Source organism: Streptococcus oralis (genome assembly GCF_026782285.1).
GTDB lineage: Bacteria > Bacillota > Bacilli > Lactobacillales > Streptococcaceae > Streptococcus > Streptococcus oralis_CG.
Window position 1 is genome coordinate 563,998 of the sequence record NZ_JAKUWG010000007.1, and the last position, 21,978, is coordinate 585,975.

The window sequence follows — 21,978 nt, forward strand, 5'->3', positions numbered from 1 at the left end:
TCAAGATTTCAATGAAAAAAGTCGATCGATCTTTTTTTGTCCTAGCGCCCTTGCCAACTAAGATTGAACTCCTGTACAATAGCTGACTTCACTCGTTTCTAAGCTCTTTGTAAATGCGTTCTTATATTCAGGCTCCTTAATATGAACAAGCTCCTCTATACCTTTTTGAGCTATGTGAGTTGCGTGACTCCCTCAGATACGATTTGTAAATACCCTTGTCGATGGACCACTACTACTCTAACTGTCCGAAACCAACATTCGTTTTAGCGCCAATGCCTACATCAGTCAAGATAGTTTTAAATAACTCTATTTTTTCTTTAACCGTAATTTGAACTCCATCCGAAAGCTGACAATCTTTCAGATAAAAGCCAAATTCAAAAGAGATTCCAGGCTTAACCTTCAGACAGTTGATTGGAATAGGATTCTTGATGATGTCACTATGAGGCGTAATGAATTCCAACGCTAAACACCGTTGCTTCGTATTTTTTTTAGAGGTTGGACAGGGATAAGCATCTAAAAAGACATCATTATCTTCGAAAATATCATCTTTCAAGCCATAAACTGCTTCATCAGAAAGTCCTGGTTTAAGAAGTGACTTAATATACTCCATCTTTTGTTGATTAATATCATCTTTGGTATCTTCTTTCCTAGGAAAGACGCTTTTCAGTACCCCTTTGACAGAGGAGCCAAGTATATAGGGCAGTCCCGTTACATAATCAAAAGAAAAGCCAGAATATATAGAACCCTTTGATTTCAAATCATGGGGATTGCCTGTTCCTATCATGAGACCAGGATAAATGGTTTCCAAAGAAAAGGTTTGAACACTTGCTACACCTTTTGAAGCATGTTTCAAATGCTCCAGAGGTGATAGAGAAAGGTCAAATTTAAAATCCTGCAAAGCCATATTTCTCTCACGAAATTGCTCCTCACTAGATTTTGATCCACCTAGTTCATAAACTAAACCTGATGCTCCTTTCTGCTCTTTTAAGCCGTCAAAATATTCATGATAGTAAATATAAGACATGTTTTTTGAATTAAACATCATCCTTACCCTCCATTTTTCTCGTCTTCCTTGACTTTTTTATCCTTTGACTCAATTTCAAACAAGTTTAACCCTAGTTTGATCGCAATGGCTGCATGCAATACATCCTCTTTAATGGCGAAACTCTCATTATCATTTTTGAACGATGTGACATAGTCAAACAAGGTGTCTACCGTAATAGCTACGTTTTCTCCCTTAATAGCTACGTTTTCTCCCTTCAAAACTTCCAAAATCATGACAGGTAGCTTGGTACGATCTTCTTTGGCATTTTTTGATGCAGCCGAATAGTAGGCGACTGCTGCAGGGAGACTTCCCATAGTAACCGCCGCTCCAAAAGAAGCGATATATCCTCGAAACTCATTTGGAATTGGCTCCGAAAGCTCTTTTTTAATCACCTCAACAGCAATAGGAAGCAACTTATTAATTCTGTTCTTGTCCATTATTTGCTCCTTCTTCATTTCCTGAAATCACTTTAATAACCTTGCAAATCCCATAACCTACGGAAGCATTTGCACCAAACTGGATGATTTTTTCTCTCACCGACTCTGTAAACACATCTAAAAGGCCATCCGCCTCACTGGTTGAATCCACCACTGCAAAATAGAAAATCGACTTATGGGGCACAACTTCCTCATACCACAAATTAGTTTGTTCTCCGACCTTATTCCGAGCAATTACTGGTAAACCATACTTTTCGTAGCAAGAATTATCTGCGTCCAGAGTTATCTTCTCATCTCCACCCTTCATATCTGCTATTGAAACATTTTCTAATTGAAAATTTGCAATCATTTGGTTAAAATCTTCACAGGCTGTTTTCGGAGCATGTATTGAATAGGGTTTATCATCGCCACTTATTGAACGAATTGGAAGAGCTAGTAGATTCGCACTAAGAAATTTTAATGATCCTGAAGTAGTACTCCCTTTATCCTCCGAACCGAATATTCCATTAATAATGTCCGATAACTTATTTTCTTCAAAGAAGGCCCTCAGAGCACCTTTAACGCCTGAGGAGTTAATCGTCGGAAATCCCGTCACAACATCTCGCTCCACTTCGTTATCAATGATGTTAAAATTAACATCCCCATTGCCCACATGCAAGTTTGTTAAACATTCAATGACAAAAATTTTTGCTTTCATTTTTTTACTCCTTACTTCCTGTAATCTTATAGATAGTATTGTAGCCTGCTGGCTCTAAACCAGTTTTTACCGTAATAGCATTATCACCATAAAAGACGCTCCCTGCCTTATAAAGAAGGCTAGTTCCTTGTAAATCAAGTCCTTTTAGACGATTTTTACTAAGGTCTGTATGAAGCTGGCGAACTAGTTTTTCCTCTAAAATTGCAAAGCCCATAACATCATCTACCAAGCACACATCTGATAGGCAGTATTGCCAAGTTTGGCCTTGTGGAGTATGCTTCTGGAAATGCTCTGTGATTTCACTTTTTAAATTATCTTTCGATTTTTTTACAGAAACCTTGAAAAGGGTGCCTTTCTGTCCCATAGGAACAATACTGTTTTTCAATGTAATATCACCCTTAACCTTTACATAGACAGCAAATTCATAGTCTTTCTGTAGCTGATGCACCTCTCGCTTAAATAGATGGTCAGCATCAAAAGTTTTGATTAGTTTTTCTAATTCTTCTTGAAAGTGATTTTTTTCCCCTTTGTTGTACTTTTCTAACAAATCCATAAAATTATTGATAAACTCAGTTAAACTAAGATTGCTATTCTTATCTAAATTAGAAACTTCCTGTTTCTGTTTCATAGTGGCATTCACAAACAACTTACACAAATCTAGAAGATTTTGCCTCAGTTTCACCAGATCATTCTGCGTAACACGCCTTACACCAGTCACTACTTTAGTCCTAAATATATCTTCGATTGCTTCTAAATGACCTGTGTTAATATTGTAATAGCCATCCCCATGCCCTTCTTTAGGATTATATTCCTTAGATTTAGGTAGAGCGATTTCACCAAAACTAGTTGGCAGTGTAATTTCTTCCTCTAGTATCATTGGTTCAAACTGAGCAATCCCCTCTCTCCCCTGCTTGTTGTTAAAAGGATTTGGTATGACGATTTCCTCACTATTTTTACATATTTTACGAAGAAAGATAGGAGAGATTTTTTCTAATTTTCCGAAATCTTGAACACCTCCATTTAGAGAAAAACTCTTCACTCCGATTAGAGCTTCGATATCATTTCGCGTATTCCCATCATACTGAAAATCCTGCTTCAGCTTAATCCCATTACTGACTAAGATAAGATAGCGTATCATCCCAAAGACTGTGGACTGTTCAGGAACGCGATTAGTGCGGATAAAATAAGGAGCGTATTCATCCTCCGAATAGTTATTTTTACCGACAAAGCTAAAGCGTCTATCTGAACCAAAAGAATAGTCTCCTAGCGGTCTAAACGTCACAAGATAGTCTGTCATCACTTACCTCCCTGCCAAAACTTTACCAAAAATAAAATAGCCTGCAACTCCTTGGTATAGTATTCCCCTATACTTATGTTTCGTTTTGTACAAACCCCATCAACCTTTACTTTCGTAACTGGCTTATGATACTCTTTCAAATAGTTGTCATAGAAACATTTAGCTATTTTTCCCAGATAGTCATGATAGGCCAACTGGTTAGGATTGTTAAAGTTATTTAAAAATCTGGTTTTATATTCTTGAAGGTCAAATGCATTCTGTGAGGTCTTCTCAAATAACAACTTAAAAATAATTTCTGTATCTTGTAGATTATAGAGGACAGATTCCAGTGCTTGATCGTTCGTAGTTGCTCGATATTTTATCAGATTATCTATGGCCTCCAACTTCTCATTTTCTACCATCAATTGAACGGTTTTTCCGCTGTGTTTTACTAACTCTATCCCCAGACGATTACCGCAGCTTTCTTTAGCCTTATAAAGTTGAACTCTAGCTCTTTCCAGTGCTTCATATAGAGGATATTTTACATACTGAACAGCAACACCAAAGGACAAGCTGACATTGATGCTATCATCTGGCAGATTTACTTCTTTCAGACCTTGTTTCAATGTTTTTTTGAACATTTCATCCAATTCACTACATAAGGAGAAAAGAGAATGAACAGGAGCAATAAACAGTAAATCATCCCCACCAGCATAAATAGTCATCCCGCCATAATCTCCGACAAGCTTAGCCGCTTCACCAGCATAGTCTAAACAAGCCCTCGAAAAACTGTTTATCCTATCAGATTGTTCAGAAATATCTACATCTCTACATAAAGCTTTCAAAAGAGTTCCGACCTTATCTCCATCTGAATTAACGACTGCATAGTATTCGCTTCTGGTCGGTGCTACCTCACCATCAGGAATCTCTTCAGAGGAGTTTTCCTCTTTCTTTCGAGATAGAGCAATGTCTTCAATTGATTTTAAATCGGAACTATCATCTGGATGTTTTATAACCAACTGACTATTTGGTTTGGTATCTGTAAATAGCTTACTTTCTTTAATATAGATATTCCGATTGCCTTTCTTGCCTGCAAAGAACGAAGCAAATAAGTTCATATCTGTTCTTCCCTTACCCGCTGCCATCAGCTCCAGCGCATCCAAAGCATCATTCAGTATTATAGCTATGTTATTTCCAGCTTTTTCTCTTTTTCCTATAATTTCGTTTATAGTTCCTTCATTAAGAAGAACAAAATCAATTCTCAGATAATTGTTAATAAAATTCTCAATCTGCCCTGAATTAAACTTTCCAAATTTCCCAGCCATTTCTTTCTTCACTGCTGAAATTATATTCTTTAATTCTTCCTCAGTTACTGTATTATCATCAACTGAAAGTAAAATCCGATCATGGTAACGACCAATACCATCTTCTTGTGGATTTTGATTACTATTAAAATCATAAAACGGTGAAAAAATCTTAACATTTGGAATCCCAACAAGTTTTTCACAGAGCGTCTTTGTCACCGTTGAGAAAAAATAACTGCCAAACCACAAACCTGCCGGAGAGATCGCCTCTCCAATGGTTTTAAAAATCGGACCGATTGTTATACCTACATATTGCATTTATTCATCTCCTTTGGGGTGGTATTTAACTATTTGTGGACCTTTGATTTTATTCACTTCTTTATTATAATAACTAACGGCCTCTTCTAAAAAATCTTCTAAACAAAATTCATTTGAATCTGGAGTGTATAATTCTAGTTCCTCTGGTTTAACTTTCGGATCGATACCGTTACTATTCTTCACATCCTTACCAAGTTCATAAGTGAAAATAAATTTTTGGTTCCATATCTGCTCGTCAATTTGTTTAGGAATAATATAAATAATCTTATTAATAACCTTAAACGTTAAAGGAGAAGGGAAACGTTCGATAGTTTCATCAGCATGTGAAATTTTAATATTCACATCAACTGCACCACCTTTTTGCCTTCTTTGATCCTTAAAAGCAAAGGAAGAAGATAGACCAAGCAATGCTCTAACGTAACACTCTTTATGGCTATTAATTTTGGGTTCCTGTTTTACTTTGTTTTGATTTGAAGCGTATGGATGATCTATTATTTCTGTTTTTAAAACAACTTTTTCATTTTTTATTCCCTTCTCATTCATATGTATAAACAAAAAACCTTTTATATATTCCTTATGATTAATCCCTCCTTTAATAATCTTATAGAAGTTTTCAATAATCCTAAAAATCTTTTTTATTGCTTCAAACTTAGCTAACTTTCCAACTAGCTTATTACAATCTATCTTATATAATGTTTTTAAGCCAAACTCTTCCATTAAGATTTTTTCAATATTTTCTTGCTCAACCTGATCATTTTTCTCAGAATCAATTGTGAAACTGCCATATCCTTTTCCTTGGGCAGCTCCAAAATTTGTCACTATGAAAAAGTTTTTGATATGCTTAACTATCAATTTCTGAAGAATAGGATCAAAACAAGTAATGACTATTCTTGGATTAGTTATAACCATTCTTTTTTGGTCCTTAGCATAATAGAGAGGGATATCAACATATTCATCTGCAACTTTTTCATCTATCACCTCTTTCTTTTTTTCTATAAACTTCATCTTATAAGGTAACAGTTCATAGGTTGCAAGTTCCTCAGGTTCCTTCGTCCAAATATATTTATCAAATTTCGGCTTCACTTCACTAGCCCTAAGAGTAGCCCCTTTAGCATTCGTACTAGGTTGGAAATGAATGATTGGCGCATGACATTTTAAGTCAAGTTCTAACTTACAATTCCTAAATTCCATATCCATTTTATCCTCCTATTCTTTAATTACAAACATTCCGAATCCCATCGAATTCTTCTCACCAAGCCCAACTTGATAGAGGAAATCCAATACCTCCGCATCTCCTCTTATCTCAAATTCTCCTTTCCAACCCGTTATGAGATAGTCTTTGTATTTGGTAACAAATTTATTCTTTAAAGAAAAATTTATCGGCTCTATATCAAATCTACCTGTCGGTACTTTATGATAATAAGCTTGATATTTCCTCGCAAAATTCTCCATGATTCTGTTCTTAAATTCCGTATCAAACGGATTGTAATACAATGTTTTTTTGGTGTCAGCATCTGTAGAACGAACCACCAAGGGAGAAATCATCCGAATCTTATAAGAAGTCCCCGTTAATTTCTTCTGTTCAATTTTTACATTTAAAATTTTTACAAGGTTTCGACCAATTCGCAATTCATCTAGATTTGACAAAGCCTCTGCAATAGTGAATAAAATGGATTGATCAATCGTTCTAATTTCAAAACGCACCTTATCAAGAAACTCTATTTGTTTTCCTCGCATTTTATATTGACCTTGCAACAATGAAAATGTAAACAACTTAAAATGTTTATCCTCTAACTGATAGCCCCTCTCATGAAGTTGCGCAGATAAGTCTTCCTTATTTTTCAATAAATTATAAATCATCGATTGAAGAAGGTAATTATAGTTTACTGGCAAGATAAACTGATCAATTTTTTGCAGTTCAATTAATAATTGCATCCTAGATTCCTCCCTGAATTAATACACATCTTCTTATATTATAGATATTACAAAATTTTGTAACCGCTGTCAAATTATATTGTTACATTTTATCATCTTAAATCAACTGTGAAATCACTGCTTGCTCTTCAAATCAAATAAATAGTGCTACAACTTGTTGATACCAATAATTCAGGATTCAAAAATATTGCAGTAGATTTAGCTAATACAAAATTAAAATAGACGAGAATAACTTAGCAGTTATTTCAGATTGAAGAAAAAGTCTATTTTGGACAATTTGCTAGTGAGTCATCGTATTCAACATTCAAATGATGATAAAGACTTTCCACACGGTAATAGCAGTTTTGAATCATTTTATACAACAATCAGTATTAAGCATAAAGGCTTCAAAACTAATACGCTTACATTCTCCAATACATAGATGTTTTCTATAATTCACGAATAGACTTAGTAAATCGGATTATCCTCATCAAAGTTATTTTGAATAATAAATTGTTTAGTTACCTAAACTTCTTCATTAAAAGGTGACTAGTTTTCCAAAAATGTGTTTAGAATATAGACAAAATGCATGTTTTGCTCTTGTTACAAATGGAAGAATGAACGAACTAGTTTGTGAAGCTTTATATAATTTATAATAATAAAAGAATTGGACGTATTTCAGTAAGTTCTATTGGGGAAAATTTGGCTTTTCAATAGAGTTCAAAAATGATATAATCAATAGTGTACTTCAATGATACTGTCTCAACCAAAGCTAGTGAGTTAATATTAGCCACGATTTCAGTAAACTGACAGGTGAGAGAATATGTCATAGAAAGCGAGGGAACCTCCACAAGAGTAAAGTCCAAGTAATACGAATCTAAGTATAGACTTCATAGCTTAACCAAGTAACATTTAAAATATCTGTTGAGTATCTTTGTGAGATTTCTACGTAAGAAAATATTTTAAAAGAGGATAAGCGTGGTGCTTTTTATACGTCGAATTTACATTCATAAAGCATTCGTTCAAGAACTAACGCAATGGAAAGAAAAACAAGCTCACCTATTAGTAGAGTTTACGGACAATACAGAAAACTTACAAATCTTTCAAGACAGTCCTTTACAACTGACTGCTCCAATGGTTTCTAATCAAAAGATTAAATTGAAAAAAAGAATACCTGCGTCATTAAAAATGATTCGTAATCACGATTTCCGACACTCACATGCAGCGTTTCTAATTTCAAAAGGACTCAGAAACGGTGAGGGAAAAGATTCTATATTTTTTACACTTATGAAACGACTTGGACACAGTAGCATTAATACAACTATCAACATCTATTCTCACTTATTCCCAACTCAACAAAAAGAAGTCGCCAATGCTTTTGACAACTTCTAGGGCAAAAAATGGCAAAAAAATTTATAAAACAAGGCTCAAAGCCTTGATACGAAAGGAATCTTAAAAATCTTATGATGAACATGCAAAACATGATGCGCCAAGCACAAAAACTTCAAAAACAAATGGAACAAAGTCAAGCAGAACTCGCTGCTATGCAATTTGTTGGAAAATCTGCTCAAGACCTTGTCCAAGCAACTTTAACTGGAGACAAAAAGGTGGTCAGCATTGACTTTAACCCAGCAGTTGTAGATCCAGAAGACCTAGAAACCTTGTCTGATATGACCGTTCAAGCCATCAACGCTGCTCTAGAACAAATCGACGAAACGACTAAGAAAAAATTAGGTGCTTTCGCTGGAAAATTACCATTCTAATCACCTACAGAAAAAGGAGGAAGGTTCACTTCTCCTTTTTTTCTATGTTAGAAATTAAAAAACTCCGTAGCTTTTTTCAAAAGGAGATCGGTGTATTCTGGATCTTCCTGAGCTGCTGCTAAAGTCTCCTGTAGCATCTCCATGTCATCTGTAATCATCCCATCCACTGACAACTGCAACGATTTATCAAGTGCGTCAGAGCTATTGATGGTCCATACGTAAAGCTTTTGTTCTGTATACCAAAGTTTAGTGACAAAATATTCATCCAATGTTGAATACTCCATGGTATAGCCAGTTGCCTTGGTTTTTGGGAAAATACTATTATAAGGCAAGATGAAATAAGCTGGAATAGTCGAATCATATTTCAAAACTTGGTCAATCACATGATAGTCTAGTGATTGCATCTGATGACCATACTGCTTGATAATCGTTCCATACTTCTCTAGAAAACGTTCCATCATTTGTGGACTGTCTTTTTTACTGGTTTTGATTTCAATCAACAATCTTTGATGAAGTTCATTCGCGCGATTGAGATAGTCATCAAAACTAGATATTTTGGTTCGATAGCCATTTTCAGAAATATCTAACCCTGTCAACTCCTCCAAAGTCAAGTCTTGAGGTCTGGCATTGATACCTGCTAAGTTCTTAAGATTGGCGTCATGCATCATCACAAACTGACCATCTTTGGTCTCCTGTACATCCATTTCAATCAAATCTGGTTTTAGTTGCGCTGTTTTTTCCAAAGATTGTACAGTGTTTTGTACACCATTTTTATTTGAAACGCCCCTATGTGAAATGACTAAAGGAGTATTTGTCACAGGAGCTTCCAGATAGATATAACCTTCCAGCGCAAAAAAGATACTAGCGCAGCCCATAACTCCCCATCTCATCAAATGGTCTTTCTTTCTTCTTGGTATAATCTCCAGTTCCTCACCGGTCAAAAAGGAGACAAACTTAACAAGGAAATAGGTCAAGGCCATATAGTGGATGTTTTTTATCAAGACAAAGTTGATAACTCCAAGAATCAGTGATTCTTTCTGTGTTAAATTGTCAATTACAATCTGTCCTATTAGCAAGGGAGTCAAGAGAAGGAAGAAAAAGAGATAGGTTTTAATAATAATGAGTAGCAAGTTCCAAGCATAAAAGAGAACTTGTTTTTTTGTCTTTTGTAGGCTATATTTTACTCCTTCTCTCACAGTCCTCTTTTCAAAGAGAATCTTCGGAAGGGCAAACATAAGTCGGACAGACACATAGAGCAAAATCCAAGCAGAGGCAAAAATCATCAAGCCCACTAGCCAGTACTTGTCTTCCAGATAAGTCACAATAAAGTCTGGAATAACGATTTTATTTAAGTAATAAATTTTTAAAATTTTCCTGATGAAAGGAAAGAGCATGGCTACGTAGAAGAATACAAAGGCCATCTTACAGAAGCTCAAGCGTTTCATGAACAGAAAACTTTGCTGGAAAACTTTGCGACTGTACTCAATCAAGGTTCTCTTTTCGTGGTAGAGAAGGTGACGCGCCCCAATAAAGAGGAGGCAAATCTGGAAATAGGCCACCAAAAGATTGATTACAATCAAGACGAGAAAGGCCAGACTGATTAAAGGAGAACTCGTGATAATGGCAAAAATATTATTGTAAGAAATAAACAAATAGCCTGTTTGGCTGAGTAAAAGACCAGCAAGCCAAGAATTGAGAGGTAGCCACAGATATTCCACCATCATGAAAATTAAGAAAAAGAGGAAAAGAACTTTATCTAGGTTGAGGTAAATTTTCCTAAAACCTAGTTTTTTAGGTTTTTCAGGTTTCATTAGGCACTCCTAGTCTAAAAATTGAGATAAGTCTAAGCTATTAAAGGGATTCATAGAAAAACTACTCTGGTCTTCTAATAATAGCTTTCCTTCATCCGATTCCAAAAAAGCTTCGTAAACACGCGCCGTCATGCGGGCATCCTCTAAACTATTATGTGACTTCCCGTGAAAGCCTAAAAAATTCGCAACAGTTTGTAATTTAAGATTTGCTATTCCGTGTAGGTCAGAACTACGGCGTTCAAAAGCCTCATCATATACATCAACCTTATACTGGTCACGATAATCAATACCATGCTCCAAGAGAATAGGCAAATCACTCTTAGCTGCATTGTAACCTACGATAGGTAAGTTGCCAACAAATGCCTGAAAGTCTTTTAAAACTTTTTCTACTTTTGGCGCATCTTTCAAAGTTTCAGCTGTGATTCCAGTCAAACCATTGATAAAACTCTTTAAAGGTACTTTGGTATGAACATAAGAATCAAAAGCAGCGCTTTCTTGTCCATCTTGAAAGCGAATTGCTGATACTTGAATTAAATGGGTAACCCCTTCATGTTGATTGAATTCCAAATCAAAGGCGATATAGTCTCTTAATTTTTCCATGTTTTACCTCAATTACTATTCAAATTAAACTATAAATAATAAAAGAAGCCATTAGGTTAGTGAATAACCCAAACAGCTTCTTTATTTTCCTCCAAAAAGGCGAGCAAAAAAGCCTTTTTTGGTTGCTTGGACTTCTTCTTTTGCTTGGTCCAACTCGAGTTTCAAGCTTTCTTGATCCTTCATAGCTTGAAGAGTTAACTGTTGCTGTTGGTCCAACTGTTTGTCCTTTTCAGCAATCTGGCGATCTTTGATGCGCATCTGCTCATCTTTTTCTGCTAACTGCTGGTCTTTGGCCTTGAGTTGCTCATACAATCGAAGAATTTCAGCATTTTTCTCATCAACCAAGATTTCCATCAGTTCGCGTTGTTTGACATCTTCACTGACTGGTTCATCTTCAAAAATTGTTTTTTTATAGATTTCTTCTAGCTTGATTAAACCACTTCGAGTAACTACAGTTACACCTTTGTCATTTTTTTTTGTGTCCTCTTCTGGAAGTTCTTTGACACGATTGTTGATTGCTTGACGAGATAGTCCTAAGACCTCTGCAATCTCACTGACGGTCATTTCAATACTCATAATATCCTCTGAAACGTTTTCTAGCTTTTCTTTATTTAAATCTTATCATAAGCTAGATAAACTGTCAAATTTCCGCTTAATCCAAGGCCTTTAAAAAGGCTAGTAAGACTTGAGCAGAACGACGTCCAGCTTCAATGATAAACTCATCAAAAGAGATCGAGGCTTCGTGATTGGCATTGTCACTCATAGCACGAATGACGAGGAAAGGTAGGTCAAGAGCCTGCGCCGACTGAGCAATAGCAGCCCCTTCCATCTCCACTGCTAAAACTTCAGGGAAGTGAGATTTGATACTAGCAATCTTATCATCTCCAGCTATAAAACTGTCCCCTGTAGCAATCAAGCCTAGGTGCCATGTCTGCTCTAATTGAGATAAGTTTTCTTTAATTCTAGTGATAAACTTCTGATCTGATTCAAAGTAAAGAGGTTGACCAGCCATCTGACCATAAGCATAGCCAAATGCAGTCACATCCACATCATGGTAGGCCAGTTTATCCGCGATTACTACATCACCGACAGCGATCCCTTCTGCAAGTGCACCTGCAGAACCTGTATTGATGATGGCTTCTACTTGGAAATGGTCAGCTAGAACAGCTACACTCATAGCCGACATGACCTTCCCAATCCCACTCTGAACTAGGACAACTTGAGTATTACCAACAGTGCCAGTATAGTAGGTATTTCCGAGAACTTGGACTTCTTGCGCTCTATCTAAATTTTGAGTCAAGTGTACGAGCTCTTCTGGCATTGCTGCAATGATTCCAATTTTCATTTGATGTCCTTTCCAATTACAAGAGTTTCATCGCTAAAATTAACAAAATCAAGAGTAGTATGACTGCAAACAAGATACGATTGAGTTTTGAATTAAAACCATTTCTCTTGGTGTTCTCAATTCGGCGACTCTTGTGAATCGTTGGCTCTACTTCGATTGTTAAGGTATCTCGACTAAAGCCGTGGTCTCTAGAACGTGAATTACCAAAATGTTGTGAAGACGTTGGTAGGATCTTTGTTTCCTCATCATCTTGAAGAAGTGGTCCTGAGATTTTCTCACCTCGGTTGGCACGTTCAATTATTTCATCTGTTAATAAAGGTTTTCCCATGGGTTGCTCCTCTATTTCTTTTGTAGTTCCCAGTACTGAATCGCCATAATGGTCTTGGCATCACAGATATGACCTGACTGGATCAGGTTTTTGGCTTCCTCTAGACTTACTTCTAGGACTTCCAAGGTTTCATCATCATCTTGTGGGCGAGGATTTTGCACCTTGACCAAATCACTAGCAAGGTAGAGTTTTAATTTTTCGTTGCAAAAACCAATCGCAGAATAGAAATCGTACAACAGTTCTAATTTACCAGTGTAGGCAACTTCTTCTTCCAATTCACGAAGTGCCGCTGCCATTGGATCTGCATTTTCACCAATTTCCAGTTTACCTGCAGGAATCTCATAAGAGACCGCCTCAATAGCCTTTCGGTATTGCTTAACGAGGACAATTTTGTCCTTAGCTGTCACAGCTAGTACACAAACAGCCCCATTGTGAAAAATCAAGTCACGTTGAGCAGTCCCCTTTCCTTCTGGTAGTTCCACCTGATCTTGTACTAGTTTGAAAATAGGACCTTGATAGATTTCCTTCCGACTAATCGTTTTTTCTTCAAATTCCATGACAAACTCCTACTGGTTCTTGGGATGATGAGGTAAGCGTGTTGCGTACTCGTCTTTGTTAACTTGTCGTCCACGACCAATCGCAATGGCATCAGCTGGAACATTCTTGGTAATGGTTGAACCAGCTCCAACGAGAGAATTGTCACCTAATTCAACTGGAGCAATAATGGTTGAGTTTGAGCCAACAAAGACATTGTTACCGATAACAGTCTTGTATTTGTTTTTCCCGTCATAGTTTACTGTAATGGTACCAGCACCAAAGTTAACATGGCTACCCACTTCGCAGTTTCCAATATAAGTCAAATGACCCGCCTTGGTATTTTCACCGATTGAAGAACCTTTAACTTCTACGAAGTTTCCAATGTGAACTTGGGAAGCTAGGCTTGAACCTGGACGGATATGGGCATAAGGACCAACTGTCACACCGTCCGCAACACTACTTTCCTCAATCATAGAGTTCGTAATCACGACTCCAGAGCCAATGGTACTATCTACGATATAAGTTCCATTTGTTAAAATAGTCTCTGCCCCAATCTTCGTCTGACCTTTCAAGGTAACATTGGCTTCGATTTGGACTTCAGGAGCAATCTCGACATCAATGTCGATGTAAGTTGCTTCTGGATTAACAAAGCTGACACCATTGACCATGTGAGCGTGATTGATACGGCGACGCATCACTGCTTCTGCAGTCGCAAGAGCTACACGGTCATTTACCCCAAGACTTTCATCAAAGTCTTTCAGAGTATAGGCACCAACCTTTTCACCAGCTTCACGGAAAATCCCAATCACATCGGTAATATAGTATTCACCTTGAGCATTGTTGGTGTTGATATTTTTAAGAGCTTCAAAAAGACGTTGGTTATCAAAAACATAAGTTCCAGTATTGATTTCCTTGATTTGTTTTTCAAAGTCTGTGGCATCTTTCTGCTCAACAATACGAAGAACTTCAGCGTTATCGTTACGGACGATTCGACCGTATCCGAAAGGATCTGCCGCTTCAGCTGTTAAAATAGTCGCCACATTTTTGTGATTGATATGGAAATCCAAGAGGTTTTTCAAGCTTTCACCTGTAATCAGAGGAGTATCCCCAGCGATAACCAAGGTGTGCCCAGTGCGATTTTGGAGAATGGGCTCTGCCATCATGACAGCATGCCCTGTTCCTAGTTGTTCTGATTGGGTAACAAAGTCTGTCTGACCAGCCAAGACTTGCTCAACTAGCTCCGCCTTGTGACCAACTACAGTAACTGTTTTTTCAGGTTGAATAGCACCAACACTACGAAAAACGTGTTCCAACATCGAAATTCCTGCTACTTTATGAAGTACTTTGGGAAGATCTGATTTCATGCGAGTACCCTTACCCGCTGCTAAAATAATGGCATAATTTGACATACTATTCTCTTTTCTGTAAAAATTCCCTTATATTATACCATAATTTTACTTTTAAAGAACAAACAAACAGGTGCTTTCCTGAAAATCTCCCCTACTTGTCTACATTTCTAAACTGTTTCCTTTGATTTTTTTAAATTTTTACGATAAACTAAATAAATATGAGAAAACAAATTCATCCTGCTATTATTTTTAGTTTATTTGGAATTTTCATAGCGATTTTACTCCTCAACAAACCAAGTTTTGAGGACCATCCTATCAAAACTAAACCAAATGCTCTTCAAGTTGAAACACAAGCCTTGCATAATCTTGACAAACCCATTATCGACGTCTCTGGTTGGCAAAGACCTGAGGAGATTAACTACGACACCTTGGCTCAAAACATTTCTGGTGTTATCGTTCGCGTGCACAATGGGGCTCAGCATACTGAAGCAAATGATGCTGCCTTTATCAATGGTGTCGATAAAGCTTATAAAAATCACATATCAGAATTCCAAAAACGGAATGTCCCTGTGGGGGTTTATGCCTATGTAGCTGGAAAAAATAAGGAAGAAATGGAGAAGGCTGCTGAAGTCTTCTACAACGCTGCTTCTCCCTACAATCCTAGCTACTACTGGTTAGATGTTGAAGAAAAAACAATGTCCGATATGAACGAAGGTGTTGAGGCCTTTCGTTCCAAACTAGCAACTCTCGGTGCTAAAAACATCGGTATCTACGTTGGGGTTTACTTCATGCAAGAGCATAGTATCAATACAGATAAGTTCACTGCTATTTGGATCCCTTCCTATGGAACCGACTCTGGTTATTTTGAAACTAAACCAAATACCGATCTGGACTACGATCTCCACCAGTACACTTCTAAGGGGAGAATTGCAGGATTTGAACATCATTTGGACATCAATCTGATTTCTACTGACAAAGACAAGGAAGAAACCTTCAGAAAACTATTTTTAAGGCCATAAAACAAGTGAAAATAACAAACTTTTTCACTTGTTTTTTCATTTTCTCCCTGTCTGTGTTATAATTGATAGCATAGAGAAAGAATTTTATGAAATTGAGGATTTTATTATGTTTTCATGGATTGCACGAGTTATTAAAGGAATCGTCATCGCATTAGGATTTATCCTACCGGGAATTTCTGGCGGTGTTTTAGCAGCTATTTTGGGTATTTACGAGCGAATGATTGGCTTTCTGGCTCATCCCTTTAAGGATTTTAAAGAGAATGTCCTTTACTTTATCCCAGTAGCTATCGGGATGTTGCTAGGCATTGGTTTGTTTTCCTATCCAATCGAGTATTTGCTAGAAAACTATCAAGTCTATGTTTTGTGGAGCTTTGCTGGAGCTATCATCGGTACAGTTCCTAGCCTCCTTAAAGAATCTACTCGGGAGTCTGATCGTGATAAGATTGACCTAGTCTGGTTCTGGACTACCTTTATCCTTTCAGGATTGGGCCTCTACGCTTTAAATTTTGTTGTAGGTTCACTCAGTGCTAGTTTTGTAAACTTCATCTTGGCAGGTGTTCTTTTAGCTCTTGGTGTCTTGGTGCCTGGTTTAAGTCCGTCAAATCTACTTTTGATTTTGGGACTGTACGCTCCAATGCTGACTGGTTTTAAGACTTTTGATTTATTTGGTACCTTCCTTCCTATCGGGATTGGTGCAGGAGCAACTCTCATTATCTTTTCAAAATTAATGGACCACGCCTTGAACAACTATCACTCTCGTGTTTATCACTTTATTATTGGAATTGTACTGTCGAGTACTCTCTTAATTTTGATTCCAAATGCTGGAAATGCTGAAAGTATCCAATACACTGGGCTTTCTATTGTGAGTTATGTTCTAATTGCCTTCTTCTTTGCGCTTGGCATTTGGCTTGGTATCTGGATGAGCCAGCTGGAGGATAAGTATAAATAATGGCAAAGAAAGTTAAGATTAAAAAAACCTTGGTCGAGCAGATCTTGACCAAGGCAGGGATTGACCATACTGGTATTCAAATCAATGCGCTTGAGGGTGAACTTCCTTCAGAGTATGATCGAACACATATCTTTAAAACCTTGGCTTTATTAGGGGACAAAACGGGGCCAATTATCGGAATCCTTCCCATAACAGAACACCTCGCCGAGAAAAAACTAGCAAAGGTTTCTGGCAATAAAAAGGTGAGCATGATTCCACAGAAGGACTTGGAAAAAACGACAGGCTACATTCATGGGGCAAATAACCCTGTCGGCATTCGCCAAAAACACAATTATCCAATTTTTATTGATCAGACTGCTTTGGATTTGGACCAAATGATCGTCTCTGCTGGGGAAGTCGGACATAGTATCATCGTACGCCCTCGAGACTTGGCCAGCTTTGTAAAAGCGGATTTTGCAGATATCTTGGAGGACAGTAAGTAATGAAACTCTATTTTGTTCGTCATGGTCGCACTCTCTGGAATCTTGAAGGACGTTTTCAAGGTGCTAGTGGGGACTCTCCCCTTCTTCCAGAGTCTATTGATATCCTAAAGCAACTTGGCCAGTATCTCAAGGAAATACCTTTTGATAAGATTTATTCAAGTGATTTACCTCGAGCGGTCAAATCTGCTGAAATTATCCAAAGTCAACTCCAGACACCCTGTCCTTTAGAAAGTATTCCTGACCTGCGCGAATGGCAACTTGGAAAACTTGAAGGTTTAAAAATCGCAACGCTCAATGCCATCTATCCACAACAAATCAAGGCTTTTCGTTCAAATCTGGCTCAGTTTGATACGAAGATGTTTGAAGCGGAATCCCTCTACTCTACGACCCAGCGTACTATTCAATTTATCAAATCTCTGAAAGGAAGTCCGGCTGAAAACATTCTAATCGTCGGTCATGGGGCAAATCTCACTGCTAGCCTTCGAACACTTTTAGGTTATAAAGAACCCCTTCTTCGAAAAGATGGAGGTTTAGCAAATGCTAGTCTAACAGTTTTAGAAACCGAGGATTTTGAAACCTTCACTCTGGAAAGATGGAATGATACTTCCTATCAAGAAAAATAATGGAACTTGATCTTAATGGTTAAGTTCTTTTTAGTTTTCAAAGAATATCCGTGAATTTCTCTGCTATTTATGATAAAATGGGAGTATCGTAAAAAATGACTCATCGTATTCAATTTTGAGTAAAATTAGGAGGAACCCATGTCTATAGAACATATGGAAGAACTAAATGACCAGCAGATCGTTCGCCGTGAAAAAATGGCTGCGCTCCGTGAACAAGGAATCGATCCCTTCGGAAAACGTTTTGAACGTACTGCTAACTCTCAAGAACTAAAAGACAAATTTGCAGAACTTGATAAAGAACAATTACATGAATTAAACGAAACTGCTACAATTGCAGGTCGCTTAGTAACCAAACGTGGTAAAGGTAAAGTCGGTTTTGCCCATCTTCAAGACCGAGAAGGTCAAATCCAAATCTACGTTCGTAAAGACGAAGTCGGTGAAGAAAACTACGAAATCTTCAAAAAGGCTGACCTCGGTGACTTCCTTGGTGTCGAAGGTGAAGTGATGCGTACAGATATGGGAGAACTTTCTATCAAGGCAACTCACATCACACACTTGTCTAAAGCACTTCGCCCGCTTCCTGAGAAATTCCACGGTTTAACTGACGTTGAAACAATTTACCGTAAACGTTACCTTGACTTGATCTCTAACCGTGAAAGTTTTGAGCGCTTTGTCACTCGTTCAAAAATCATCTCTGAAATCCGTCGTTACCTTGACCAAAAAGGCTTCCTTGAAGTGGAAACACCTGTTCTTCATAATGAAGCTGGTGGGGCTGCTGCTCGTCCATTTATCACTCACCACAATGCCCAAAACATTGACATGGTACTTCGTATCGCAACTGAGCTTCACTTGAAACGCCTCATCGTTGGTGGTATGGAACGTGTTTACGAGATTGGGCGTATCTTCCGTAACGAAGGAATGGACGCCACTCATAACCCTGAGTTCACTTCTATCGAAGTTTATCAAGCTTATGCAGATTTCCAAGACATCATGGATTTGACTGAGGGCATTATCCAACACGCTGCTAAGGCAGTTAAGGGGGATGGTTCAGTAAACTATCAAGGAACTGAAATTAAGATCAACGAATCATTTAAACGCGTTCACATGGTGGATGCTATCAAGGAAATTACTGGTGTAGATTTCTGGCAAGAAATGACCTTCGAGGAAGCTAAAGCTATCGCTGCTGAGAAGAAAGTTCCAGTTGAGAAACACTACACTGAAGTCGGTCACATCATCAACGCTTTCTTTGAAGAGTACGTTGAAGAAACCTTGATTCAACCAACCTTTGTCTATGGACATCCAGTAGCTGTGTCTCCACTCGCTAAGAAAAATCCTGAAGACGAGCGCTTTACCGACCGTTTCGAGCTCTTCATCATGACTAAAGAATACGGTAATGCCTTTACCGAGTTGAACGACCCAATCGACCAACTTAGCCGTTTTGAAGCCCAAGCAAAAGCTAAAGAACTTGGTGACGACGAAGCAACAGGTATCGACTACGACTACATTGAGGCTCTTGAATACGGTATGCCACCAACAGGTGGTTTGGGAATCGGTATTGACCGCCTCTGCATGCTCCTCACAGATACAACTACTATCCGTGACGTATTGCTTTTCCCAACAATGAAATAAACCCTTATCCTCTGGTTTTGCCAGAGGATTTTTTGATAAGAAAAGAGACTCAATTTGAGGAAAAAATTTAGAAAATCTTTCCAGAATATAGTGAAATGAAATAAAATCTGAACAAATTGATTGGAAAAGTCAAATCAATTTCTAGCAATGTTTTAGAAGTCACAGTATACTATTCCAGATTTAATACGCTATATTAAATGGCTATCATGCGCTTTCCCAATTGATAAAAAGACTACGTTTTGCTAATCAAAACGCAGTCTCATCCACTATTTTATTTCACTTTCCTTCTTGTACTTCTTTGGTTGCCACATCTTCTCCAAACCATTTTTGACTGATTTCTTGGAACTTACCATCCTTGTAAAGACTAGAAAATCCTTCATTTATCTTATTAACCAGAGTTGTATCTTCCTTACGTGCTCCAACTGCAAAAGCTTCTGTTTCTAGTCCAACTGTAAAGACATTATAATCGTTTAAAACGCCTTCTGCTTCTAAATAATAGTTTGCATAGACACGATCAATCAATAGGCCGTCAATTCGATCGTTTTTCAAATCAATCAAGGCTTCATTAAAGGTTTGGTATTGATTCGCTTCATTATTAGCGACAATATCCTTCAAAATCGCTGGCTTTCCTTCAAAGTCCGCATAACCAGATGAACCAGCTTGAGCTCCCAAAGTCTTTCCAGTCATATCTTTTGCAGTCGTGATACCTGACGATTTCTTAGTAACCAATACCTGCTCATTCTTCATATATGAGTTACTGAATGCTACCTTTTCACGACGTTCGTCTGTAGCGGAATAGCCATTCCAAATCAGATCAATCGTTCCTTTTGTCAATTCAGCTTCTTTCAAATCCCAATCAATCGGTTGCCAATTTACCGTAATTCCGTATTTTTCAAAAACAGCTGTAGCTAAATCAATATCAAATCCTGCATAGGAACCATCTTTCTGAGCAAATCCCATTGGAACAAAAGTACTATCAAATCCAATGGTAATAGACTTGTTAGACTCGTACTTAGACCAATTATCTCCACTAGTTTCACTAGAATTTTTCCCACAAGCTACTAAGAACAAAGCAGTCATTAGACTGACTAATACAAGCATCAATTTTTTCATCATTTTTCCTCCTATTTAGGCTCTACTTTTAATAATACATCCGCAATATTTTCAGCGAATTGTAAATCGTGGGTAACCACAATTTGCGTCATCCCAAGTTCCCTATTTTGCAAAATCAGTTTTTCCACTTCCAAGCGTAATTCTGGATCCAAGGCAGAAGTTGGTTCATCGTAACCAATGATTTCTGGGTCAATCATCATAGCACGCGCCAAAGCCACCCGCTGCTTTTGCCCACCTGATAGTGAGAAGGGATAAGCATCTGCATGCCCTGCTAGTCCTAACTGTTCCAAGAGTCCACGTGCCTTCTTCTCGGCCTCTTCCTGCTTCATTCCCATAGTTTTCACAGGCGATAGGGTCAAATTGTCCAGAACTGATAAATGAGGGAAAAGTTGAAAATCTTGGAAGACAAATCCTAGTAGGTTGCGCTTTTCTAGTTCATCTATAGCCAGCGATTCGCCGTTATAGTAGATTTTTCCAGAATCGATTGTTTCCAATCCAGCTAGCATACGTAACAAGGTGGTCTTGCCACCTCCTGATGGACCTACGATTGCCAGGATTTGCTTTTCAGGAATTGATAGGCTGAAATTAGTTAAGATTTGTTTGCCACCAAAGGCCTTGTTGATGTTTCGTAATTCTAACATGGCAACCTCCTATCTATAGTAACTGTACTTCTTCTCAACTTTTTTGGCAAGGATAGTCACAATACCAATCAAAATCAAGTAAATTGCTCCTGCCAAGAACATAGGAATCAGACTAGCATCACGGTTGGCTGCAGTACGACTAGCCAAAATCAAATCTGAAATACCTAAGGCATAGACCAAAGAAGTATCCTTGACCAAACTCATGACTTCATTAAATACACTAGGAAGAACAATTTTGGTCACCTGTGGTAAGATAATATAGCGCACTGTGGCAAAAGGGCTAAACTTCAAGACCTTAGCAGCCTCATATTGACCCTTAGGAATAGCATCAATCCCCCCACGGAAGATTTCAGCAAAGTAAGCTGCATAATTCAAAACAAAGGCAATAATAGCCGCAGGAAGGCGATCCAAACGAATCCCAATATTTGGGAGCACATAATAGATAAAGATCAATTGCAAGAGCAAGGGTGTTCCCCGCATGATCCAGATATAAATGTTGATCAGATAATGGAGGAGCTTCCAATGGACTTGCAAGGCAAAAGCAATCAAAACGCCCAAGGGAATAGAAAAAATCAAGACCAGTACAAAAACCTGTAAAGTCATGCTTGCACCGCTCAATAAACTCGGTAATATCTCAAACAAATAAGACATACTGTACCTCCTAAAAATAATTGTTCCTATTATAGCATAAATAAACAATTTAGCAAGGGTTATTGTAAAAAAATTCTATTTCTTTTTGAAAATAAAAAAACCGTATCCATCAAAATGACTAGATACAGTTTTGCTTTATAGGATATT

At 37.7% G+C, this 21,978-nt stretch carries 23 protein-coding genes and 1 pseudogene; 7 read left to right on the plus strand and 17 right to left on the minus strand.

Annotation, left to right across the window (positions count from 1 at the left end):
* Positions 1 to 232: 232 nt before the first annotated feature.
* Genes cmr6 through cas6 form a run of 7 tightly spaced genes read right to left on the minus strand, consistent with a single transcriptional unit; the run spans position 233 to position 7,012 of the window.
* The gene (gene cmr6 / locus MK403_RS07925) at positions 233 to 1,045 is read right to left on the minus strand and encodes a type III-B CRISPR module RAMP protein Cmr6 (protein WP_223326719.1); all 813 of its coding nucleotides are present in this window, start codon (positions 1,043 to 1,045) and stop codon (positions 233 to 235) included.
* A 2-nt stretch (positions 1,046 to 1,047) separates the two neighbouring features.
* Entirely contained in the window at positions 1,048 to 1,482 is a 435-nt protein-coding gene (locus MK403_RS07930) for a hypothetical protein (protein ID WP_223326720.1), read from the minus strand.
* Entirely contained in the window at positions 1,463 to 2,179 is a 717-nt protein-coding gene (locus MK403_RS07935; protein WP_268709516.1) for an RAMP superfamily CRISPR-associated protein, read from the minus strand. The genes MK403_RS07930 and MK403_RS07935 overlap by 20 nt, the downstream gene beginning before the upstream one ends.
* 4 nt (positions 2,180 to 2,183) lie before the next feature.
* On the minus strand, positions 2,184 to 3,476 hold the full coding sequence (locus tag MK403_RS07940) for a hypothetical protein (protein WP_268709517.1): 1,293 nt from the start codon (positions 3,474 to 3,476) through the stop codon (positions 2,184 to 2,186).
* Positions 3,476 to 5,077 carry a type III-B CRISPR-associated protein Cas10/Cmr2 gene (cas10, locus tag MK403_RS07945; RefSeq protein WP_268709518.1) on the minus strand — a complete coding sequence of 534 codons (1,602 nt, stop codon included), beginning with the start codon at positions 5,075 to 5,077 and terminating at the stop codon, positions 3,476 to 3,478. The genes MK403_RS07940 and cas10 overlap by 1 nt, the downstream gene beginning before the upstream one ends.
* Positions 5,078 to 6,274: a hypothetical protein gene (locus MK403_RS07950; RefSeq protein ID WP_061416781.1), complete on the minus strand. Its 1,197-nt coding sequence runs from the start codon at positions 6,272 to 6,274 to the stop codon at positions 5,078 to 5,080.
* 9 nt (positions 6,275 to 6,283) lie between these two features.
* Positions 6,284 to 7,012 carry a CRISPR-associated endoribonuclease Cas6 gene (gene cas6, locus MK403_RS07955; RefSeq protein WP_084973617.1) on the minus strand — a complete coding sequence of 243 codons (729 nt, stop codon included), beginning with the start codon at positions 7,010 to 7,012 and terminating at the stop codon, positions 6,284 to 6,286.
* A 972-nt stretch (positions 7,013 to 7,984) separates the two neighbouring features.
* On the opposite strand from cas6, the pseudogene MK403_RS07960 reads away from it, so the two are divergent.
* Positions 7,985 to 8,383, plus strand: a pseudogene (locus tag MK403_RS07960) (site-specific integrase); the annotation flags it as partial.
* Positions 8,384 to 8,454: 71 nt separating this feature from the next.
* On the plus strand, positions 8,455 to 8,754 hold the full coding sequence (locus tag MK403_RS07965) for a YbaB/EbfC family nucleoid-associated protein (protein ID WP_061416779.1): 300 nt from the start codon (positions 8,455 to 8,457) through the stop codon (positions 8,752 to 8,754).
* Between the two features lie 47 nt (positions 8,755 to 8,801).
* Here MK403_RS07965 and MK403_RS07970 read toward each other — a convergent pair whose 3' ends face one another.
* The 7 genes from MK403_RS07970 to glmU all read right to left on the minus strand — a co-directional run bounded on the left by MK403_RS07970 (position 8,802) and on the right by glmU (position 14,784).
* On the minus strand, positions 8,802 to 10,565 hold the full coding sequence (locus tag MK403_RS07970; RefSeq protein WP_268709519.1) for a glycerophosphodiester phosphodiesterase: 1,764 nt from the start codon (positions 10,563 to 10,565) through the stop codon (positions 8,802 to 8,804).
* Positions 10,566 to 10,574: 9 nt separating this feature from the next.
* Entirely contained in the window at positions 10,575 to 11,165 is a 591-nt protein-coding gene (locus tag MK403_RS07975; RefSeq protein ID WP_084947942.1) for a 3'-5' exonuclease, read from the minus strand.
* 81 nt (positions 11,166 to 11,246) lie between these two features.
* Positions 11,247 to 11,741 (minus strand): chromosome segregation protein RocS, encoded by a 495-nt coding sequence (rocS, locus tag MK403_RS07980; RefSeq protein WP_084947939.1) that lies wholly within the window; start codon positions 11,739 to 11,741, stop codon positions 11,247 to 11,249.
* A gap of 76 nt (positions 11,742 to 11,817) precedes the next feature.
* Positions 11,818 to 12,510 (minus strand): 5'-methylthioadenosine/adenosylhomocysteine nucleosidase, encoded by a 693-nt coding sequence (locus MK403_RS07985; protein WP_268709520.1) that lies wholly within the window; start codon positions 12,508 to 12,510, stop codon positions 11,818 to 11,820.
* A gap of 16 nt (positions 12,511 to 12,526) precedes the next feature.
* The gene (gene macP, locus MK403_RS07990; RefSeq protein ID WP_268709521.1) at positions 12,527 to 12,838 is read right to left on the minus strand and encodes a cell wall synthase accessory phosphoprotein MacP; all 312 of its coding nucleotides are present in this window, start codon (positions 12,836 to 12,838) and stop codon (positions 12,527 to 12,529) included.
* 11 nt (positions 12,839 to 12,849) lie between these two features.
* Positions 12,850 to 13,395, minus strand: coding sequence for an NUDIX hydrolase (locus tag MK403_RS07995; RefSeq protein ID WP_268709522.1), 546 nt, complete (start codon positions 13,393 to 13,395; stop codon positions 12,850 to 12,852).
* Between the two features lie 9 nt (positions 13,396 to 13,404).
* Positions 13,405 to 14,784 carry a bifunctional UDP-N-acetylglucosamine diphosphorylase/glucosamine-1-phosphate N-acetyltransferase GlmU gene (gene glmU / locus MK403_RS08000; RefSeq protein WP_268709523.1) on the minus strand — a complete coding sequence of 460 codons (1,380 nt, stop codon included), beginning with the start codon at positions 14,782 to 14,784 and terminating at the stop codon, positions 13,405 to 13,407.
* 158 nt (positions 14,785 to 14,942) lie between these two features.
* Here glmU and MK403_RS08005 point away from each other — a divergent pair, with 158 nt between their 5' ends.
* From MK403_RS08005 to lysS, 5 genes are all read left to right on the plus strand, one after another.
* Positions 14,943 to 15,743: a glycoside hydrolase family 25 protein gene (locus MK403_RS08005; RefSeq protein WP_268709524.1), complete on the plus strand. Its 801-nt coding sequence runs from the start codon at positions 14,943 to 14,945 to the stop codon at positions 15,741 to 15,743.
* Positions 15,744 to 15,849: 106 nt separating this feature from the next.
* Positions 15,850 to 16,692, plus strand: a complete 843-nt coding sequence (locus MK403_RS08010; RefSeq protein ID WP_268709525.1) for a DUF368 domain-containing protein — start codon at positions 15,850 to 15,852, stop codon at positions 16,690 to 16,692.
* The gene (locus tag MK403_RS08015) at positions 16,692 to 17,174 is read left to right on the plus strand and encodes an aminoacyl-tRNA deacylase (RefSeq protein ID WP_268709526.1); all 483 of its coding nucleotides are present in this window, start codon (positions 16,692 to 16,694) and stop codon (positions 17,172 to 17,174) included. The genes MK403_RS08010 and MK403_RS08015 overlap by 1 nt, the downstream gene beginning before the upstream one ends.
* Positions 17,174 to 17,797 (plus strand): histidine phosphatase family protein, encoded by a 624-nt coding sequence (locus tag MK403_RS08020; protein ID WP_125415180.1) that lies wholly within the window; start codon positions 17,174 to 17,176, stop codon positions 17,795 to 17,797. The genes MK403_RS08015 and MK403_RS08020 overlap by 1 nt, the downstream gene beginning before the upstream one ends.
* A 138-nt stretch (positions 17,798 to 17,935) precedes the next feature.
* On the plus strand, positions 17,936 to 19,426 hold the full coding sequence (gene lysS / locus MK403_RS08025) for a lysine--tRNA ligase (protein ID WP_268709527.1): 1,491 nt from the start codon (positions 17,936 to 17,938) through the stop codon (positions 19,424 to 19,426).
* 276 nt (positions 19,427 to 19,702) lie between these two features.
* Here the strand turns inward: lysS and MK403_RS08030 are convergent, their stop codons facing one another.
* The 3 genes from MK403_RS08030 to MK403_RS08040 are packed head-to-tail and all read right to left on the minus strand — an operon-like array spanning position 19,703 to position 21,831.
* Complete coding sequence (locus MK403_RS08030) at positions 19,703 to 20,539, minus strand: amino acid ABC transporter substrate-binding protein (RefSeq protein ID WP_268709556.1); 837 nt, start codon at positions 20,537 to 20,539, stop codon at positions 19,703 to 19,705.
* Positions 20,540 to 20,550: 11 nt separating this feature from the next.
* Positions 20,551 to 21,180 (minus strand): amino acid ABC transporter ATP-binding protein, encoded by a 630-nt coding sequence (locus tag MK403_RS08035; RefSeq protein WP_268709528.1) that lies wholly within the window; start codon positions 21,178 to 21,180, stop codon positions 20,551 to 20,553.
* Positions 21,181 to 21,189: 9 nt separating this feature from the next.
* Entirely contained in the window at positions 21,190 to 21,831 is a 642-nt protein-coding gene (locus MK403_RS08040; protein ID WP_084973639.1) for an amino acid ABC transporter permease, read from the minus strand.
* Between the last annotated feature and the right edge of the window lie 147 nt (positions 21,832 to 21,978).

What these genes read in the sequence shown, in the direction of transcription:
- cmr6 (WP_223326719.1), bottom strand. Translation starts at nt 1,045, where the DNA reads ATGATGTTTAATTCAAAAAACATGTCTTATATTTACTATCATGAATAT.
- MK403_RS07930 (WP_223326720.1), bottom strand. Translation starts at nt 1,482, where the DNA reads ATGGACAAGAACAGAATTAATAAGTTGCTTCCTATTGCTGTTGAGGTG.
- MK403_RS07935 (WP_268709516.1), bottom strand. Translation starts at nt 2,179, where the DNA reads ATGAAAGCAAAAATTTTTGTCATTGAATGTTTAACAAACTTGCATGTG.
- MK403_RS07940 (WP_268709517.1), bottom strand. Translation starts at nt 3,476, where the DNA reads ATGACAGACTATCTTGTGACGTTTAGACCGCTAGGAGACTATTCTTTT.
- cas10 (WP_268709518.1), bottom strand. Translation starts at nt 5,077, where the DNA reads ATGCAATATGTAGGTATAACAATCGGTCCGATTTTTAAAACCATTGGA.
- MK403_RS07950 (WP_061416781.1), bottom strand. Translation starts at nt 6,274, where the DNA reads ATGGATATGGAATTTAGGAATTGTAAGTTAGAACTTGACTTAAAATGT.
- cas6 (WP_084973617.1), bottom strand. Translation starts at nt 7,012, where the DNA reads ATGCAATTATTAATTGAACTGCAAAAAATTGATCAGTTTATCTTGCCA.
- MK403_RS07965 (WP_061416779.1), top strand. Translation starts at nt 8,455, where the DNA reads ATGATGAACATGCAAAACATGATGCGCCAAGCACAAAAACTTCAAAAA.
- MK403_RS07970 (WP_268709519.1), bottom strand. Translation starts at nt 10,565, where the DNA reads ATGAAACCTGAAAAACCTAAAAAACTAGGTTTTAGGAAAATTTACCTC.
- MK403_RS07975 (WP_084947942.1), bottom strand. Translation starts at nt 11,165, where the DNA reads ATGGAAAAATTAAGAGACTATATCGCCTTTGATTTGGAATTCAATCAA.
- rocS (WP_084947939.1), bottom strand. Translation starts at nt 11,741, where the DNA reads ATGAGTATTGAAATGACCGTCAGTGAGATTGCAGAGGTCTTAGGACTA.
- MK403_RS07985 (WP_268709520.1), bottom strand. Translation starts at nt 12,510, where the DNA reads ATGAAAATTGGAATCATTGCAGCAATGCCAGAAGAGCTCGTACACTTG.
- macP (WP_268709521.1), bottom strand. Translation starts at nt 12,838, where the DNA reads ATGGGAAAACCTTTATTAACAGATGAAATAATTGAACGTGCCAACCGA.
- MK403_RS07995 (WP_268709522.1), bottom strand. Translation starts at nt 13,395, where the DNA reads ATGGAATTTGAAGAAAAAACGATTAGTCGGAAGGAAATCTATCAAGGT.
- glmU (WP_268709523.1), bottom strand. Translation starts at nt 14,784, where the DNA reads ATGTCAAATTATGCCATTATTTTAGCAGCGGGTAAGGGTACTCGCATG.
- MK403_RS08005 (WP_268709524.1), top strand. Translation starts at nt 14,943, where the DNA reads ATGAGAAAACAAATTCATCCTGCTATTATTTTTAGTTTATTTGGAATT.
- MK403_RS08010 (WP_268709525.1), top strand. Translation starts at nt 15,850, where the DNA reads ATGTTTTCATGGATTGCACGAGTTATTAAAGGAATCGTCATCGCATTA.
- MK403_RS08015 (WP_268709526.1), top strand. Translation starts at nt 16,692, where the DNA reads ATGGCAAAGAAAGTTAAGATTAAAAAAACCTTGGTCGAGCAGATCTTG.
- MK403_RS08020 (WP_125415180.1), top strand. Translation starts at nt 17,174, where the DNA reads ATGAAACTCTATTTTGTTCGTCATGGTCGCACTCTCTGGAATCTTGAA.
- lysS (WP_268709527.1), top strand. Translation starts at nt 17,936, where the DNA reads ATGTCTATAGAACATATGGAAGAACTAAATGACCAGCAGATCGTTCGC.
- MK403_RS08030 (WP_268709556.1), bottom strand. Translation starts at nt 20,539, where the DNA reads ATGAAAAAATTGATGCTTGTATTAGTCAGTCTAATGACTGCTTTGTTC.
- MK403_RS08035 (WP_268709528.1), bottom strand. Translation starts at nt 21,180, where the DNA reads ATGTTAGAATTACGAAACATCAACAAGGCCTTTGGTGGCAAACAAATC.
- MK403_RS08040 (WP_084973639.1), bottom strand. Translation starts at nt 21,831, where the DNA reads ATGTCTTATTTGTTTGAGATATTACCGAGTTTATTGAGCGGTGCAAGC.